The sequence below is a fragment of the Gordonia sp. VNK1 genome, assembly GCF_040049135.1.
GTDB lineage: Bacteria > Actinomycetota > Actinomycetes > Mycobacteriales > Mycobacteriaceae > Gordonia > Gordonia oleivorans.
Genome location: NZ_JBDZDJ010000012.1, coordinates 31,995 through 47,200, shown reverse-complemented (window position 1 = coordinate 47,200; position 15,206 = coordinate 31,995). Strand labels below are relative to the sequence as shown.

Annotated in this window: 18 protein-coding genes; 10 read left to right on the top strand and 8 right to left on the bottom strand. The window is 65.9% G+C overall.

Annotation, left to right across the window (positions count from 1 at the left end):
- Positions 1-10: 10 nt before the first annotated feature.
- Together ABLE94_RS15705 and ABLE94_RS15700 are read left to right on the top strand one after the other, a co-directional pair.
- Positions 11-676: a TetR/AcrR family transcriptional regulator gene (locus ABLE94_RS15705; protein WP_348809216.1), complete on the top strand. Its 666-nt coding sequence runs from the start codon at positions 11-13 to the stop codon at positions 674-676.
- The gene (locus ABLE94_RS15700; RefSeq protein ID WP_348809215.1) at positions 673-2,340 is read left to right on the top strand and encodes an ABC-F family ATP-binding cassette domain-containing protein; all 1,668 of its coding nucleotides are present in this window, start codon (positions 673-675) and stop codon (positions 2,338-2,340) included. The genes ABLE94_RS15705 and ABLE94_RS15700 overlap by 4 nt, the downstream gene beginning before the upstream one ends.
- An 18-nt stretch (positions 2,341-2,358) precedes the next feature.
- Here the strand turns inward: ABLE94_RS15700 and truA are convergent, their stop codons facing one another.
- From truA to infA, 8 genes are all read right to left on the bottom strand, one after another.
- Positions 2,359-3,285 (bottom strand): tRNA pseudouridine(38-40) synthase TruA, encoded by a 927-nt coding sequence (gene truA, locus ABLE94_RS15695; protein ID WP_348809268.1) that lies wholly within the window; start codon positions 3,283-3,285, stop codon positions 2,359-2,361.
- A gap of 3 nt (positions 3,286-3,288) precedes the next feature.
- Positions 3,289-3,915: a 50S ribosomal protein L17 gene (gene rplQ, locus ABLE94_RS15690; RefSeq protein ID WP_348809214.1), complete on the bottom strand. Its 627-nt coding sequence runs from the start codon at positions 3,913-3,915 to the stop codon at positions 3,289-3,291.
- Positions 3,916-3,977: 62 nt separating this feature from the next.
- On the bottom strand, positions 3,978-5,030 hold the full coding sequence (locus ABLE94_RS15685) for a DNA-directed RNA polymerase subunit alpha (protein ID WP_348804510.1): 1,053 nt from the start codon (positions 5,028-5,030) through the stop codon (positions 3,978-3,980).
- 155 nt (positions 5,031-5,185) lie between these two features.
- Positions 5,186-5,791, bottom strand: a complete 606-nt coding sequence (gene rpsD, locus ABLE94_RS15680) for a 30S ribosomal protein S4 (protein WP_348804511.1) — start codon at positions 5,789-5,791, stop codon at positions 5,186-5,188.
- Between the two features lie 23 nt (positions 5,792-5,814).
- Positions 5,815-6,222, bottom strand: coding sequence for a 30S ribosomal protein S11 (gene rpsK, locus ABLE94_RS15675; RefSeq protein ID WP_006338095.1), 408 nt, complete (start codon positions 6,220-6,222; stop codon positions 5,815-5,817).
- Positions 6,222-6,590, bottom strand: a complete 369-nt coding sequence (gene rpsM / locus ABLE94_RS15670; RefSeq protein ID WP_348804512.1) for a 30S ribosomal protein S13 — start codon at positions 6,588-6,590, stop codon at positions 6,222-6,224. Before rpsM ends, rpsK begins: the two co-directional genes overlap by 1 nt.
- Positions 6,591-6,807: 217 nt before the next feature.
- Complete coding sequence (gene rpmJ / locus ABLE94_RS15665) at positions 6,808-6,921, bottom strand: 50S ribosomal protein L36 (RefSeq protein WP_005207978.1); 114 nt, start codon at positions 6,919-6,921, stop codon at positions 6,808-6,810.
- Positions 6,922-6,998: 77 nt separating this feature from the next.
- Positions 6,999-7,220, bottom strand: a complete 222-nt coding sequence (infA, locus tag ABLE94_RS15660; RefSeq protein ID WP_005170487.1) for a translation initiation factor IF-1 — start codon at positions 7,218-7,220, stop codon at positions 6,999-7,001.
- A gap of 222 nt (positions 7,221-7,442) precedes the next feature.
- Here infA and ABLE94_RS15655 point away from each other — a divergent pair, with 222 nt between their 5' ends.
- The 8 genes from ABLE94_RS15655 (at position 7,443) to ABLE94_RS15620 (ending at position 15,199) form a co-directional block, all read left to right on the top strand.
- Complete coding sequence (locus ABLE94_RS15655; RefSeq protein ID WP_348809213.1) at positions 7,443-7,787, top strand: iron chaperone; 345 nt, start codon at positions 7,443-7,445, stop codon at positions 7,785-7,787.
- Between the two features lie 212 nt (positions 7,788-7,999).
- Positions 8,000-8,857, top strand: coding sequence for an MlaE family ABC transporter permease (locus tag ABLE94_RS15650; RefSeq protein ID WP_348809212.1), 858 nt, complete (start codon positions 8,000-8,002; stop codon positions 8,855-8,857).
- An 8-nt stretch (positions 8,858-8,865) separates the two neighbouring features.
- Positions 8,866-9,966 (top strand): MlaD family protein, encoded by a 1,101-nt coding sequence (locus tag ABLE94_RS15645; protein ID WP_348809211.1) that lies wholly within the window; start codon positions 8,866-8,868, stop codon positions 9,964-9,966.
- Positions 9,963-10,994, top strand: a complete 1,032-nt coding sequence (locus ABLE94_RS15640; protein WP_348809210.1) for an MlaD family protein — start codon at positions 9,963-9,965, stop codon at positions 10,992-10,994. The genes ABLE94_RS15645 and ABLE94_RS15640 overlap by 4 nt, the downstream gene beginning before the upstream one ends.
- Positions 10,982-12,040 (top strand): MCE family protein, encoded by a 1,059-nt coding sequence (locus ABLE94_RS15635; protein ID WP_348809209.1) that lies wholly within the window; start codon positions 10,982-10,984, stop codon positions 12,038-12,040. Before ABLE94_RS15640 ends, ABLE94_RS15635 begins: the two co-directional genes overlap by 13 nt.
- On the top strand, positions 12,040-13,155 hold the full coding sequence (locus tag ABLE94_RS15630) for an MlaD family protein (RefSeq protein ID WP_348809208.1): 1,116 nt from the start codon (positions 12,040-12,042) through the stop codon (positions 13,153-13,155). Before ABLE94_RS15635 ends, ABLE94_RS15630 begins: the two co-directional genes overlap by 1 nt.
- Positions 13,152-14,234 (top strand): MlaD family protein, encoded by a 1,083-nt coding sequence (locus tag ABLE94_RS15625; protein WP_348809207.1) that lies wholly within the window; start codon positions 13,152-13,154, stop codon positions 14,232-14,234. The genes ABLE94_RS15630 and ABLE94_RS15625 overlap by 4 nt, the downstream gene beginning before the upstream one ends.
- Positions 14,231-15,199 carry an MlaD family protein gene (locus ABLE94_RS15620; protein WP_348809206.1) on the top strand — a complete coding sequence of 323 codons (969 nt, stop codon included), beginning with the start codon at positions 14,231-14,233 and terminating at the stop codon, positions 15,197-15,199. Before ABLE94_RS15625 ends, ABLE94_RS15620 begins: the two co-directional genes overlap by 4 nt.
- Positions 15,200-15,206: the final 7 nt, after the last annotated feature.

Here is a 15,206-nt window from a genome sequence, read left to right as displayed (position 1 = left end):
GAGTTCATGTGTGACCGCTCCCTCAGCCCGACGCCGCGACGCCGAACGCACCAAGGCCGACATCGTCAAGGTCGCCACCAAGGAGTTCGCCGACAAGGGTTACGCCGGCGCCCGGGTCGACGAGATCGCCGCCAAGACGCACACCACCAAGCGGATGATCTACTACTACTACGGCGACAAGGACGGGCTCTACCAGGCGGTCCTCGATGCCTCCTACGGCCGCATCCGGCGACTCGAGCAGAAGGTCACCCACATCGCCGACGATCCGGTGGCCGCGCTCCGCCACGTCGCCGAACTCACCTTTGATCACCACGACCGCAATCCGGACTTCATCCGCATCGTCGCGGGTGAGAACATCCTGCGCGCGGTCCACCTCAAACACACGTCCAGTGTTGCGCGACTGGGTAATCCGGCTCTCGACGTCCTCACCCGAATTCTCGACGCCGGCCGCGAACGGGGCATCTTCCGCACCGACGTCGACGCCCTCGACGTCCACCTGGCCATCAGCAGCTTCTGCTTCTTCCGCGTCGCCAACCGCTACACCTGGAAGACCCTGTTCGACCGCGATCTCGCGGCCACCGATCAACGCGACCATCAGCGAAAGATGCTCGGGGACATGATCGTCGCCTACCTCACCGACACCCACACCCACCCCGACCCCGGCACCGACCGATGACCGCAACACTGGTCGCGACCGGGATCGCCGGCGGCCACGGCCACCGCACGCTCTTCGATCATCTCGACCTCACGGTCGCACCGGGCGATGTCATCGGGGTGGTCGGGGCCAACGGCGCCGGCAAGACCACCCTGCTGCGCATCCTGGCCGGTGACCTCGCCCCGCTGGAGGGTTCGGTGTCGCTCGCGCCCGCCGACGCCTTCGTGGGCTGGCTTCCCCAGGAACATGAGCGAGTCGCCGGTGAGACCGTCGGCGAGTACGTCGCGCGCCGCACCGGCTGCACTCGTGCCACCGTCGCGATGGATGCCGCGGCAGCCGCGCTCGCCGAGCCGTCACCGGCCGACGGCGACACCGATCCGGCGGCGACCTATGCTGCCGCACTGGATCATTGGCTGGCCACCGGCGCCGCCGATCTCGACGAGCGACTGCCCGCGGTGCTCGCCGACCTCGGCCTCGGCGTCGACACGGTGAACCCGGAGGCGACGCCGATGACGGCGCTGTCCGGTGGGCAGGCGGCCCGGGTCGGGCTGGCCGCGCTGCTCTGCTCGCGATTCGACATCGCACTGCTCGACGAGCCGACCAACGATCTCGACCTCGACGAGCTGGCCCGGTTGGAGTCGGTGATCACCTCCATGCGCGGCGGCGTCGTGCTCGTCAGTCACGATCGAGAGTTCTTGTCCCGCAGCGTCACCCGCGTCCTGGAACTCGATCTGGCGCAACACACCACCGCCGTCTACGGCGGCGGATACGAGAGTTATCTCGAAGAACGTGCGATCGCACGGGCACACGCGCGTGCGGAGTACGACGAATTCGCACGCAAGAAGGCCGATCTCGAGTCGCGGGCACGTACCCAGCGCGAGTGGTCCAGTCAGGGCGTGCGCAATGCGATCCGGAAGGCCCCCGACAACGACAAGATCCGCCGCAAGGCGGCCACCGAATCGAGCGAGAAGCAGGCCCAGAAGGTCCGGCAGATGGAGAGCCGCATCGCACGACTCGACGAGGTCGCCGAGCCCCGCAAGGAGTGGGTCCTCGAATTCACCATCGGCACCGCGCCCCGGGCGAGTTCGGTCGTCGCCACCCTCAACAACGCCGTTGTGCGCCGCGGGGATTTCACCCTCGGACCGGTGTCGCTGCAGGTCAATGCCGGCGACCGGATCGGGATCACCGGCCCGAATGGCGCAGGTAAGACAACGCTGCTGCGGCTGCTGCTCGGCCGGATCGAACCCGACGAGGGCAGCGCCGCGCTCGGAACCTCGATCGCGATCGGCGAGATCGATCAGGCGCGCGCCCTCGTCGCGGGCACACGGACCGTGACCGATCGGTTCGAGGAGTTGCTGCCGGACTGGACCACCGCCGACATCCGCACCCTCCTGGCCAAATTCGGGCTGCGCGCCGACCACGTCAGCAGACCCGTCGACGACCTCTCCCCCGGCGAACGCACCCGTGCGGGACTGGCACTGCTGCAGGCCCGGGGCACCAACGTGCTGGTTCTCGACGAACCGACCAATCACCTCGACCTGCCCGCCATCGAACAACTCGAGCAGGCGCTCGAATCCTATGACGGCGCACTGCTGTTGGTCACTCATGACCGGCGGATGCTCGAGCACGTCCGGCTCAACCGGAGCTGGAATGTCGACGCGGGACAGGTGACCGAAGCCTGGTGAGACTCAGCCTGGTGAGACTCAGCCGCCGCAGCAGCCATCACCGGCCGCCGCGTCGCCGGAGATCCCGCGAGAGGACTCCGACCGCACATCCCGCGTGACCGCATTACGTTGCGCCAGTTCATCGTCGGCGGGATAGTCGACGCCGACCAGGCACAGCCCGCGGGCCTGCGCGACGGGTACCTTCGGGCTGCGTTCGCGCTCGGTCAACAGTGCGCGGCACCAGTCGATGTCACGCCGACCGTCACCGACCGAGGCGACGGCGCCCACCAGCGACCGCACCATCGACCAGCAGAATGCGTCCGCGCTGACCTGACCGACGAGCACCCCGTCCCGATCGCGCTCCCACGAAAAGCGTTGCAGGTCACGGATCGTCGTCGCACCCTCACGTCGACGACAGAATGCGGCGAAGTCGTTGAGCCCCACCAATGCCTGCGACGCGGCGTTCATCGCGTCGACGTCGAGGGGTTGTCGCCAGGTGGCGGTGGTCCGGGCGACGACGGGTTCGGCACCCCACCGCGTATCGGTGAGCCGATACCGGTAATGCCGGCGCAACGCCGAGAATCGGGCGTCGAAATCCGCACTCACCCGCGAGACCGCCTTGATGCGTACGTCATCGGGCAACATCTTCGCCAGACGCCCCACCAGGCTCGACGGATCACCGGCGATCGACCGCGTGTCCAACGCGGACTCGGGCACGTCGGCGTGGCACACCTGACCGGTGGCATGCACACCGGCGTCGGTGCGCCCCGCCACGGTCAGCCGCACCGGTACCCGCAGCACCGTCGAGAGCCGGTCCTCGAGCACCTCGCACACCGTGCGTTGCCCGACCTGCCGGGCCCACCCGGCGAAATCGGTGCCGTCATAACCGATGTCGAGGCGGAGACGACAGAACCCGCCGTCACCGGAATCGGTGACGACGGGTCGTGTCGTTGCGTTGTCGCTCAGCGACTACTTCTTGTCTTCGGCGTCACCGTCGACATCGGCGCCTTCGTCGGCGGCCTCGACTGCGGTCGCAGCGGTCGACTCGTCGTCGACGGCCTCGGCCACGGCCTCGGCGTTCTCGACAGCGGCGTCGGACGCGTCGGCCTCAACGGCCTCGACGACGTTCTCGGCCTCAGCGGCCGGAGCGGCGTCATTCGACCCGCTCGCTGCGCTCCCGGCGTCGGCCTTCTTCGAGGCGGCCACGCGGTTCGCGCGGTTGGCCTCGGTGGCCACGGTCTCACCGGTCACCAGCTCGATCACGGCCATCGGGGCATTGTCGCCCTTGCGCGGCAGCGTCTTGATGATGCGGGTGTAACCGCCGTTGCGATCGGCGAAGCTCGGGCCGATCTCGTCGAACAGGACATGCACGATGTCCTTGTCGCGGATGACCTTCAACACCTCACGACGGTTGGCCAGCTTGCCGGCCTTGGCGTGGGTGATGATCTTCTCCGCGTACGGGCGCAGGCGCTTGGCCTTGGCCTCAGTGGTGGTGATGCGGCCGTGCTCGAAGAGCGAGGTGGCGAGGTTCGCCAGGATCGCCTTCTGGTGGCTCGCCGACCCGCCGAGGCGGGCACCCTTGGTGGGCTTGGGCATTGTCTTCTCCTAGAAGGGACTTCCCCATCACGAGACGGAGAGGTCAGGGGTTGGCGACAGCCTTACAGCTGCTCGGTCTCAGCGAAATCCTCACCGGAGTCGCTGTCGAACGACACGTCGTCCGACCACGTTCCGGTCGCCGGGTCGTAACCGGCCACCTGCGACGGGTCAAAGCTCGCCGGGCTGTCCTTGAGGGCCAGTCCCAGTGCGTGCAGCTTGACCTTCACCTCGTCGATCGACTTCTGCCCGAAGTTGCGGATGTCGAGCAGATCCGACTCGGTCCGGGCCACCAGCTCGCCGACGGTGTGCACACCCTCGCGCTTGAGGCAGTTGTAGGACCGCACCGTGAGATCGAGATCCTCGATCGGCAGGCTGAACGACGCGATGTGATCGGCCTCGGCCGGGCTGGGCCCGATCTCGATGCCTTCGGCCTCGACGTTCAGTTCCCGGGCGAGCCCGAACAGCTCCACCAGGGTCTTGCCCGCCGACGCCAACGCGTCACGCGCACTGATCGAATTCTTGGTCTCCACATCGAGCACGAGCCGATCGAAGTCGGTGCGCTGCTCAACACGGGTGGCCTCGACCTTGTAGGTGACCTTGAGCACCGGCGAGTAGATCGAGTCGACCGGAATCCGGCCGATCTCGGCACCCGACGCCTTGTTCTGCACGGCCGGGACGTAGCCGCGGCCCCGCTCGACGACGAGCTCGATCTCGAGCTTGCCCTTGTCGTTCAGGGTGGCGATGTGCAGATCGGGGTTGTGCACGGTGACACCGGCCGGCGGCACGATGTCGGCGCCGGTGACGGTGCCCGGACCCTGCTTACGCACGTACATGGTGACCGGCTCGTCCTCTTCGGAGCTGACCACGAGGCCCTTGAGGTTCAGGATGATGTCGGTGACGTCTTCCTTCACACCGGGCACCGTGGTGAACTCGTGGAGCACACCGTCGATGCGGATGCTGGTGATGGCAGCACCCGGGATCGAGCTGAGCAGGGTACGACGCAGCGAGTTGCCCAAGGTGTAACCGAAGCCGGGTTCGAGCGGTTCGATGACGAACTTCGACCGATCCTCGGCGATGATCTCCTCGGTCAGAGTGGGTCGCTGTGAGATGAGCATTCTTGGATTTCTCCTTGTGAAGCCCGCTATATGACTTCGTAGAAGGTTGACCGAACAGCTTGTGCTGTTTGGATTCTTGAGTTCTTCCAGCCCCCGATCACCCAACGCAACCACGCGGGCTTTCGGGGGTACACGGGGGCGGAGCCCCCGTGCGTTTACTTGCTGTAGAACTCGACGATGAGCTGTTCCTGCAGCGGAACGTCGATCTGTGCGCGCTCGGGCACGTTGTGCACGAGGATGCGCAGCGTCGACGGAACCACCTGCAGCCAACCCGGAACCGGACGATCGCCGACGAGCTCCTTGGCGATCTGGAACGGAGTGGTGGCCAGCGACTTCGGACGGACGTCGATGATGTCGTACTGGCTCACCCGGTAGCTGGGCACGTCCACCTTGACACCGTTGACGGTGAAGTGGCCGTGGCTGACCATCTGGCGGGCCTGACGACGGGTGCGGGCGATGCCGGCACGGTAGACAACGTTGTCCAGACGCGACTCGAGGAGCTTCAGCAGCTCGTCACCGGTCTTGCCGGTGCGACGGTTGGCTTCCTCGTAGTAGCGACGGAACTGCTTCTCGAGCACGCCGTAGGTGAAGCGGGCCTTCTGCTTCTCCTGCAGCTGCAGCAGGTATTCGCTCTCCTTGATCCGCGCGCGACCGTGCTGGCCGGGCGGGTAGGGGCGACGCTCGAACGCCTGGTCGCCTCCGATGAGGTCGACGCGCAGACGACGGGACTTCTTTGTTGCGGGGCCGGTATAACGAGCCATGGTTTCTCTTCCTCCCTTTCCCGCTAGACCCGACGCCGCTTGGGCGGACGGCAACCGTTGTGCGGCTGCGGGGTGACATCAGAAATGGTGCCGACCTCGAGGCCGGCGGCCTGCAGGGAACGGATGGCGGTCTCACGACCCGAACCCGGTCCCTTGACGAACACATCGACCTTCTTCACGCCGTGCTCGGCGGCCTTGCGCGCAGCGTTCTCCGCCGCGAGCTGAGCCGCGAACGGGGTGCTCTTGCGCGAGCCCTTGAATCCGACGTGACCCGACGACGCCCAGCTGATGACGTTGCCGTTGGGGTCGGTGATCGAAACGATGGTGTTGTTGAACGTCGACTTGATGTGTGCGTTGCCGTGCGGGACGTTCTTCTTATCGCGACGGCGTGCGCCCTTCTTCGGGCCTGCGCTACGTGACTTCGGAGGCATTACTTCTTCTTCCCGGCGATGGTCTTCTTCGGGCCCTTACGAGTGCGGGCATTGGTCTTGGTGCGCTGTCCGCGGACCGGCAGGCCCCGACGGTGGCGCAGACCCTGGTAGCAGCCGATCTCGATCTTGCGACGGATATCGGCCTGCACCTCGCGGCGCAGGTCACCCTCGACCTTCACCGAGGCTTCGATGTACTCGCGCAGCTTTGCGACGTCTGCGTCGGTGAGGTCCTTGGCGCGCAGGTCGGCCGAGAGGCCGGTGGCGTCGAGGATCTCCTTGGAGGTGGTACGCCCAACTCCGTAGATGTAGGTCAGTGCGATCTCCAGCCGCTTCTCGCGGGGGAGATCCACACCAGCAACACGTGCCATGTGGCGTGATTTCCTTTACTTCTCAGAGGTCTGCTCCTGGTCCGTCCCCGACTCTTCTACTGCGAAATGCTGCGGGGCTCCGGCCTCTGAACCGGAGGTGGGCGCCGACCCGTATGTCGGTGCTGGTGCCAGGAGGGCTTCACAAGTCTTTGTTCAGCTCTGGTGTTTCGTATTCAGTTGTCGTGATTTCTCAAGCGACCCGGAGGGTTGCGAGTGATCAGCCCTGACGCTGCTTGTGACGCAGGTTCTCGCAGATCACCATGACCCGCCCGTTACGGCGGATCACCTTGCACTTCTCGCAGATCGGCTTGACGCTCGGCTGAACCTTCACGTCCGCTTCTCCTTGAATGTCCGGGCACGACGAAGCCGCACCCGTGCCGTCCTCACCCGTGTTCGGGGAAGGAAGTCCTACTTGTACCGATAAACGATGCGCCCACGACCGAGGTCATAGGGCGAGAGTTCCACGACGACCCGGTCCTCGGGCAGGATGCGGATGTAGTGCTGCCGCATCTTGCCACTGATGTGGGCGAGAACCTTGTGACCGTTCTCCAGCTCAATACGAAACATCGCATTGGGCAGGGGTTCGATGACTCGTCCCTCGACCTCGATGGCCCCGTCTTTTTTCGCCATGTCCTCCGCGATCCTGGCTCCGGTCCCGCGATCTGCGCGATCGCGGGCAAGAAGCCCGGTTGAAACCGTGTTTATCCGTTAGGGTGTGGACAACATCTGCCGAGCCGCCGCGTCAGCCGACACGGCGAGGACGGCGTGCGGCGCACACCCGACGTTCTATGTTACGCGAACTGCGGGAACAGTCCAAACCGTCGCCGCCCCGGACCAGCGAGGAGAGTCGGCATGGGATCGATCGACGACTACCTCGACGGTCTCGACCCTGCCGACCGCGACGAGATCGAGCGGATCTATGCGATCGCGCGTGACCTCGTCCCCGACGCCGAGCAGGGCACCGGGTATGGCATGCCGGCGCTGACCTACCGCGGGAAACCCCTGCTGTCGGTGATGCGGGCGAAGAAGCATTTCGGCGTGTATCCCTTCAGCCAGGACGCGGTGCTCGCTGCGGAACCGGAGTTGGCCGATCACGACCATTCCAAGGGGACGGTGCGGTTCACCGCCGATCATCGTCTCGGCGACGAGGCGATCACCGCCCTCGTCCTCGCGCGTCGCGACCAGATCGATCACTGATCACTGAACCGGATCACCGAACCGGATCGATTCCTCCCTGAGACCCACATGTGAGTCCCTCTGCCCGCATGAGACGGGGCACACATGAGGTTGAACATGTGATATAAAATTTTATACCAGGTAACGCAGAGACGATTCCTGAGAGCAGTTTTGTCGGGGGGCACCGGTGTTCATTTCGCACCGATGCGCAGGAAGGTAGGTCGTCGGGGTCGGTGGGAATTCCGTCAACATATGAGCGCCCGGGGGCCCGATGGATTCGCGGGGTCCGCGACTCCACCGACTCCGGCCTGGCCTACCTCGGCCAGTTCCTGACCTTCGTCTGGCTCACCATCCGCTATGCGCCGGTCACACCGATTCGGTATCCCCGGCAGACGATCCGCATGGTCACCGACCTCGCGTGGGGTCGCGGTGCGGTCATCGTCGGCGGCGGCACCGCACTGGTGATGGCCGCCCTCGGCATCGCCGCCGGGGCGACGGTCGCGATCATCGCGGTCAGCACCCTGGATCTGATCGGACTCGGCGCGGTCACCGGAGCGGTCTCGTCGTTCGCCATCACCCGGGAGTTCGCACCGATCCTCGCCGCCGTCGCCTTCGCGATCCAGGCCGGCTGCCGGATGACCGCCGAGATCGGCTCGATGCGCATCAGCGAGGAGATCGACGCCCTCGAGGTCATCGGTGTCCACGCGATGTCCTTCGTGGTCACCACCCGCGTGATCGCCGGCATCATCACCACCATCCCCACCTTCCTGGTGGCACTGGTCGCCAGTTACCTCAGCAGCGCCCTCGTCGTCGTCTACCAGAACGGCTCCGCCGGCGCCTACGCCCACTACTTCGATCAGTTCGTGAACTTCCCCGACCTGCTCGCGGCGACCGTCAAGTGCGTGACCTTCGTCGTCGCGATCACCCTGATCCACTGCTACAAGGGCTTTTTCGCGCGCGGTGGGCCCGAGGGCGTGGGTGTGGCGTCCGGCCGTGCGGTCCGCGCCAGCCTGGTCGCCATCATGATCCTCGATCTCGCCCTGACCATCGCCTTCTGGGGCGTCAACTCGCCGTTCGTGTTCCGGGGCTGAGGCGAGAGATGAGCGAATTCCGCATCCCGGGAATGTCGGCGAGCAGGTCGGCCTACCGCAACCGCGCCCTCGGCTTCCTCGCCGTCGCCGTACTCGCCGGCATCCTCATCTCCGTGGCCGTACGGAGCTGGCCCGAGGACAACGTCCGCGTCACGATGGTGACCACGACCGTCGCCGGTGGCATCGACACGGGCACCTCGGTGGTCCTCAACGGCTCCGAGGTCGGCCTCGTCGAGCAGGTGAAGGTCGTCTCCGCCAACACCTACGCCGTGGTCCTCGACCTCGACCCCGACCGCGCCGGCGGCCGCCTCGACGTCCTCACCGACACCGCGCAGGTCAGCTACGCCCCGAAGAACCTGTTCGGTATCTCCGCGGTCGTCCTGCAGAGTCAGCCCGGCGGGCAACCCCTGCGCGACGGATCCGCGTTCCGGCCGCCCACGCCCACCGACGCCACCCTCACCACCCTGCTGCGCAACCTCAGCGATCTGCAGAACGAGGCCTTCGACCCGTACATGAGCGACATCCTCGCCATCGCCTCGCAGGCCACGCAGGGCCTGCTGCCCATCCTCGGCGCCGCCGGTCAGATCGCCGGGGACATCGTCGAGACCCAGGTCGTGTCACCGCGTCAGACCCTGCCGCAGTTCACCCAGCTCATCACCCAGGTGCGCGGGGCCGTCGGGGACCTGCTGCCGGTGATCCCGCAGATCATGGAGTGGGACGCACCGCGCGATCCCGGCTACCTGGAACGCTCGCAGAACGGCCTCGCCTTCACCGCGGGTCCGGCGATGGATGAGATCACCAAGCTCCTCAGCATGCCGGAACTGGGACAGACCGCCCCGCTGATGCCGGTGCTCACCGCGCTGGTGGCACGCATCCAGGACACCTTCCCCGACTCGCGGACCAACGGCATCCAGATCGCCACGCTGATCGAGAAGCTGCGCCGCGCACTGCCGGACGGCCCGAACGGACCCGTGCTGACGGTCAACGCGGTGCTCGCATCGGCGCCCGGACTCAACGCCGCCCTGCGCGCACCATCCATCCCCACCCCGACGCCGCGCACACAGGCAACGCCCGCCCCCACGACGCCGACGCAGGGAGGACATCGATGACCAAGTTCTCCCACGCGCTGGTGTATCTCATCGTGTTCGGGCTGTTCTGCCTCGGCGGCGGTCTGTTCATCAACAACGCCATCGATCGGCCGGTCGCCGCCGACACCGGCACCTACACCGCGGATTTCACCAGCGCCGCCGGGCTCAAGGTCGGCAACGACGTCCGCATCCTGGGCGCCCGCGTCGGCAAGGTCACCGACATGTCGGTGTATCACGACACGCAGAGCGGCTCGAGCGTCGCCCGCGTCCGCTTCCAGCTCGACACCAGCCAGCGCCTCTACCGGAACAGCAAGCTGGCCATCCGGTACCTCAACCTGACCGGAATCCGCTACATCGACATCCAGCAGGACGCCCATCCCGACGCCCCGGTGCCCGGCGCCGACACCGTCATCCCGGCGCAGGCCACCATCCCGTCCTTCGACGTGACCAAGGTCTTCCACGGTCTCGCGCCGGTGTTCGCGACCATGAACACCAACGACATCAATCACTTCGCCGAGAGTCTGCTGGCCCTCCTCGAAGGCGACGGCAGCGGTTTCTCCGACTTCGTCAGCTCGTTGACCACCGTCGTCCGGTTCGCCGACGACCGCGACAAGATCATCAACACCCTCGTCGACAACCTCGCTCAGCTGTCCGGTTCGGTGCAGGGACGGTCGCAGTACATCACCCCGATCATCGACTACGTCTCACGATTCGGCACCGTCCTCGCGCAGTGGACCCCGCAGCTGCGCGGCCTCGCCGACAACACCGGCAACCTGCTCGTCCAGGCCGATTACCTGCTCGCCGCGCTCGGCCTGCAACCCAACCGCACACCCGACGCGGAATTCTTCGTCGGGCAGCTCAAGCCGCTCGGGCAGGCCGCGCTCAACCTGCTCGCCCTGTCCCCCGCCGTCCTCAACGCCATCAACTCGGTGATCCCCCCGGCCGGCGCCCAGCAGACGACGCTCACCTGCTCGCGCGGCCGCGCCGCGCTGCCCACCGACGTCGCGCTGTTCATCCGGGACAGTCAGGTGACCTTGTGCAAGCGCTGACCCTCATCCGGCGTCCCTGGCAATGGGGCAACGCCCTCGTCGACTCCTTCGTCAATCCCCGACCGCGGACCGCGCAGCACGATCGTCGACTGCAGGTCCGCTGGGGTGTCGCCGCCGTCGCGGTGACGCTGGTCAGCTTGCTCATCGCGGTCGGGATCTACGTGTTCACCCCCGGGCACTACCGGGTGGTGGCCCAGTTCACCGAGGCCGGCCAGATCCACAGCGGCGACAGCGTCCGCGTCGCCGGTGTGCCGGTCGGCAGTGTGAAGAAGGTGACCCTCGCAGGCGATCACGTCGACGTCGAGATGGCGATCCGCTGGGGCACCTTCCTCGGCAACGAGACCTACGCCGACGTCAAGATGCTCACCATCGTCGGCGGCAGCTTCATCGACCTCACCACCTCGGGCACCGACGCCCTCGGCGACGCGACGATCCCGGTGGATCGCACGAGTGTGCCCTACAGCCTGATGCAGACGTTCCAGACGATGCAGCCCAAGCTCAACGAGATCAACGCCGATCCCCTGCGGCAAAGCGTCGCCCAGATCGGCACGGCGCTGGAGGACAACCCGGGCGCACTCCGTGAGAACCTCGAGATCGCCCACTCGATGCTGACCAATCTCCAAGCGCGACAAGACCAATTCGGTTCGATGCTGCGACTGGCCGCCGACTACGCCGACAAGATCAACGCCAACGGCGACGTCATCACGCAGCTCGCCCGCAACCTGAGTTCCTTCGTCTCCGAGTACGCCGTGTTCGGGCCCCGACTGAACGTGGTCCTCGATCATCTGGCCCTGATCCTGGAAAGAGTGCGCGGAGTGGCGTTGCTCTACAAGACCGACATCTCGCCTCTCGTCGCCCAGATCGATGCCATCGGACGGGATTTCGGCCCGGCACTGCAGCGGTACACGCCGATGATCGAGCAGGCCCGTGACCTCATCAAGCGACTCGAGGGCATGGTCGCACCCGACGGCACGATCAACATCGACCAATCCGGACTGGTTCTGTCGTCGGACTTCTGCGTCCCGATGCCGGGGGTGAACTGCTGATGCTGACCAAGGTTCTCGGTTCCAAGTGGCTGATCACCGGCACCTCCGTGATCGTGGTGCTCGCGGCATTGGCCGGGGCGTTCTCCTACGCCACCTCCGACACCCGCAACCCGCAGTACTGCGCCGAGTTCAACGACGCCATCGGCCTGTTCGTCGGCAATCAGGTGACGCGTCGCGGCGTGGAGGTCGGCAAGATCACCGCGGTCGACACCTCCCACGGCCACGCCCAGGTCACCTTCACCGCCAACTCTGATCAGCCGATCCCCGCCGAGGTCAAGGCGGCCACCGTCGCACCGTCGGTGATCGCGGTCCGCCAACTCGCACTCATCGGCGACGATCACGGCGGTCCCGCATTGCGGCCCGGCCAGTGCATCCAGCTGGCCGACACCAACACACCGGCGTCCATCTCCGACTCGCTGGAGAGCCTGTCGAATGTGGCCACCCAACTGACCACCGCCGGCGGTCCCCAACAGCTCAAGCAGGTGCTCTCGACCGTGTCGAACCTGAACAAGGAACTCGACGGAACCGGGCCGCTGCTCAACACGATCATCCGGCAGCTCGCCGAACCGGCCCACACCCCGATGGCCGGCGCACTGGCCGACAGCGCACAGATCATCGACAGCGTCTCGGCGATGTCGACCGGCCTCGCAACCAACTGGACCTTCCTGGAGGGTTTCATCACCGAGATCTCCGGGGTGGTGCAACCGCTGATCCTGCCGACCGTCGGCGGTGTCACCCGCATCATCGCCGCACTCCCCGACACCCTGAACGTGCTGACGAACGTCATCGACCACTACAGCCATTTCATCTGGCCCGCCGTCGACGTGGTGGTACCGATTGCGCGTCTCGTCGGTGCGGGCATGCGGAACTTCGGTGACATCCTGGGGATCGTCCCCGTCTTCATCCGGGCCTTCGACATCTCCTTCGATCAGAGCTCGCTCGGGCTACGGATTCGCTACACCCCGCCGACCACCCGCATCCCGGCCAACAACCCGGAGCTGACCTGCGCCAACATCAATCGACTCGCGCCCGGCCAGTGCACGGTGACCGATCCGGCCGGAATGCAGATCGACGCACTGACGCTCGCACTGACCCTGACCGGGGCCGCGCGATGATCGCCATCCCCACCCGCGGCCACCGCCGCACGGCCATCCCCACCCGCGGCCACCGCCGCACGAGGCTCCTGTCGCTGATCGCGATGCTGATCGCGGCGTCCTTGCTCACCGGGTGTTCGGCCTACGCCAACTTCTCCCCGGACAAACTGCCCACTCCCCAATCGCTGCGCGACGGCCGGGAGGTGACCGCCGAAGTGCCGACCGCGGTGAACCTGCCGACCTCGGCCAAGGTGGTCGTCAACGGCATCGACTCCGGATCGGTGCAACGCATCGAACCCGGCGGCGGTAAGACGTTGGTACGCATGCGGATCGACAACGACGTCGTGGTGTCGCGAACCGCCCGCCTCGAACTCAAACAGGACACCCTGCTCGGCGACACCTACGTGTCGATCACCAATCCGTCCAACCCGACCGCCGATGCCCTACCAGCCGGCGGAACGCTCGGTCTGGCGCAGGTCGCCCAACCCGTTCAGGTGGAACAGCTGATGTCGAGCCTGGCGAACTTCCTAGGCAGCGGCAGCCTGCCCCAGCTCGGCAACACCTTCGCCACGCTCAACAAGCAGTTCCCGGCCGATCCGCAGCAGGTCCGCGACATCGAGGGGGTGCTCACCGACACCCTCGACACGTGGGCGCAGAACACCTCGGCCCTCGACACCATCCTCACCAATGTCGCCGCGGTCACCGAACAACTCAAGACCATGACCGGGACCCTGGAGTTCACATTGAGTCAGGACGGTGTCGACCAGTTCCGCGCAGTCAGCGACACCACCTACATGGTGGTCATCCTCGCGCGGCTGTCCGAGGCCCTCGGCCCGGCGATGCCGCTCGTCCCGGTGCTGTCGGGGGTGACCCGGCTGATCGAGACCGTCGTCAAACCGATCCTGATCCCGGGATGGCCGGACAATCAGATCTCCAATGCCGAACTGCTCGCCGACGTCATCAACGACAAACTCCTGCCGTACTTCAAGAATGCGCCCGGACTCAACATCCGTTCTCTGACCATCGCCAACGATGTGTCCGACCGCGATCTGTCACAGCAGATGGTCCGGGTCTTCCGCATGTTGGGAATGGTGCAATGAGCCGAGAGACCGCACGCGAGCTGGTGCTCAACATCGTGGCCTTCGTCGTCGTCATCGGCGCCTGCGGAACCTATCTGGCCACGCAGGCCTATCACTGGAACCCGTTGGAGAAGACCCGAGTCGCCTATCTCGAGGTCGCCGACACCAACCTGGTGCTGACCGGCACCGGGGTGTTCGTCAGCGGCGTGCGGATCGGCCAGGTGAGCAACGTCGAGATCGGGACCACCGGCGCGAAACTGGAGCTGCGGTACAACGCGGCCAATGCGATCCCCGCCGATTCGGTGGTGACCATCGGTCTGCAATCGGCCCTCGGTGAGCCGTACCTCAACATCACCCCGGGAACCGCGGGTGGCCCCACGCTGCCCGACGGGGCGCAGGTGTCGGCACAGAAAATCGTGGAACCACAATCCATTCCGGGTATCTTCCAACAGATCTCGACGATGTCGTCGGTGGTCGCCGCCGATCCGATGGCCGGAATCCTCAAGACCGTGTCCGAGGCCCTCGACGGCACCGGGAACTCACTCAATCAGATCAGTGACGGCACCAAACTGGTCGCCGGCCTACTCATCTCGAGGTCGCCCCAGCTGCGAAAGATGTTCTCCAACACGCAGATCTACACCGCCAACCTGGGCTGGATCATCACCACGCTGCCCCAGTTCTCCGGCGGCCTGCGCGACATCGTCGTGCACTTCCTCGGGGCTCTGGACGCGACGGGAGAACTGGTGAACCGCGGCAACCTCTACGGGGCGATGACCCAATCGCTGTACCCGTTCTTCCAGAAGCTCAATCCGTATCTGGCCGAGATCATCCCGAATGTGATGGATGCGGTGGGTCCCCTGATGCCGATCGCCACGGCGGTCAACGACACCGTCCCGCAGATCAACATGAGCGAGTTCCTGTCCCAGGCCCTGCAACTGTTCGGCGCCGGCGACGGCGTCAACCTCGTCATCACCCAACCCAACTGAACACCGA

Excerpts from the sequence above, each read along its gene's own strand:
- rpsK (WP_006338095.1), bottom strand. The coding sequence starts at position 6,222 with ATGCCTCCGAAGTCACGTAGCGCAGGCCCGAAGAAGGGCGCACGCCGT.
- ABLE94_RS15700 (WP_348809215.1), top strand. The coding sequence starts at position 673 with ATGACCGCAACACTGGTCGCGACCGGGATCGCCGGCGGCCACGGCCAC.
- ABLE94_RS15630 (WP_348809208.1), top strand. The coding sequence starts at position 12,040 with ATGCTGACCAAGGTTCTCGGTTCCAAGTGGCTGATCACCGGCACCTCC.
- ABLE94_RS15685 (WP_348804510.1), bottom strand. The coding sequence starts at position 5,030 with ATGCTCATCTCACAGCGACCCACTCTGACCGAGGAGATCATCGCCGAG.
- rpsD (WP_348804511.1), bottom strand. The coding sequence starts at position 5,791 with ATGGCTCGTTATACCGGCCCCGCAACAAAGAAGTCCCGTCGTCTGCGC.
- ABLE94_RS15640 (WP_348809210.1), top strand. The coding sequence starts at position 9,963 with ATGACCAAGTTCTCCCACGCGCTGGTGTATCTCATCGTGTTCGGGCTG.
- rpsM (WP_348804512.1), bottom strand. The coding sequence starts at position 6,590 with ATGGCACGTGTTGCTGGTGTGGATCTCCCCCGCGAGAAGCGGCTGGAG.
- ABLE94_RS15655 (WP_348809213.1), top strand. The coding sequence starts at position 7,443 with ATGGGATCGATCGACGACTACCTCGACGGTCTCGACCCTGCCGACCGC.
- ABLE94_RS15620 (WP_348809206.1), top strand. The coding sequence starts at position 14,231 with ATGAGCCGAGAGACCGCACGCGAGCTGGTGCTCAACATCGTGGCCTTC.
- ABLE94_RS15625 (WP_348809207.1), top strand. The coding sequence starts at position 13,152 with ATGATCGCCATCCCCACCCGCGGCCACCGCCGCACGGCCATCCCCACC.
- rplQ (WP_348809214.1), bottom strand. The coding sequence starts at position 3,915 with ATGCCCAAGCCCACCAAGGGTGCCCGCCTCGGCGGGTCGGCGAGCCAC.
- ABLE94_RS15645 (WP_348809211.1), top strand. The coding sequence starts at position 8,866 with ATGAGCGAATTCCGCATCCCGGGAATGTCGGCGAGCAGGTCGGCCTAC.
- infA (WP_005170487.1), bottom strand. The coding sequence starts at position 7,220 with ATGGCGAAAAAAGACGGGGCCATCGAGGTCGAGGGACGAGTCATCGAA.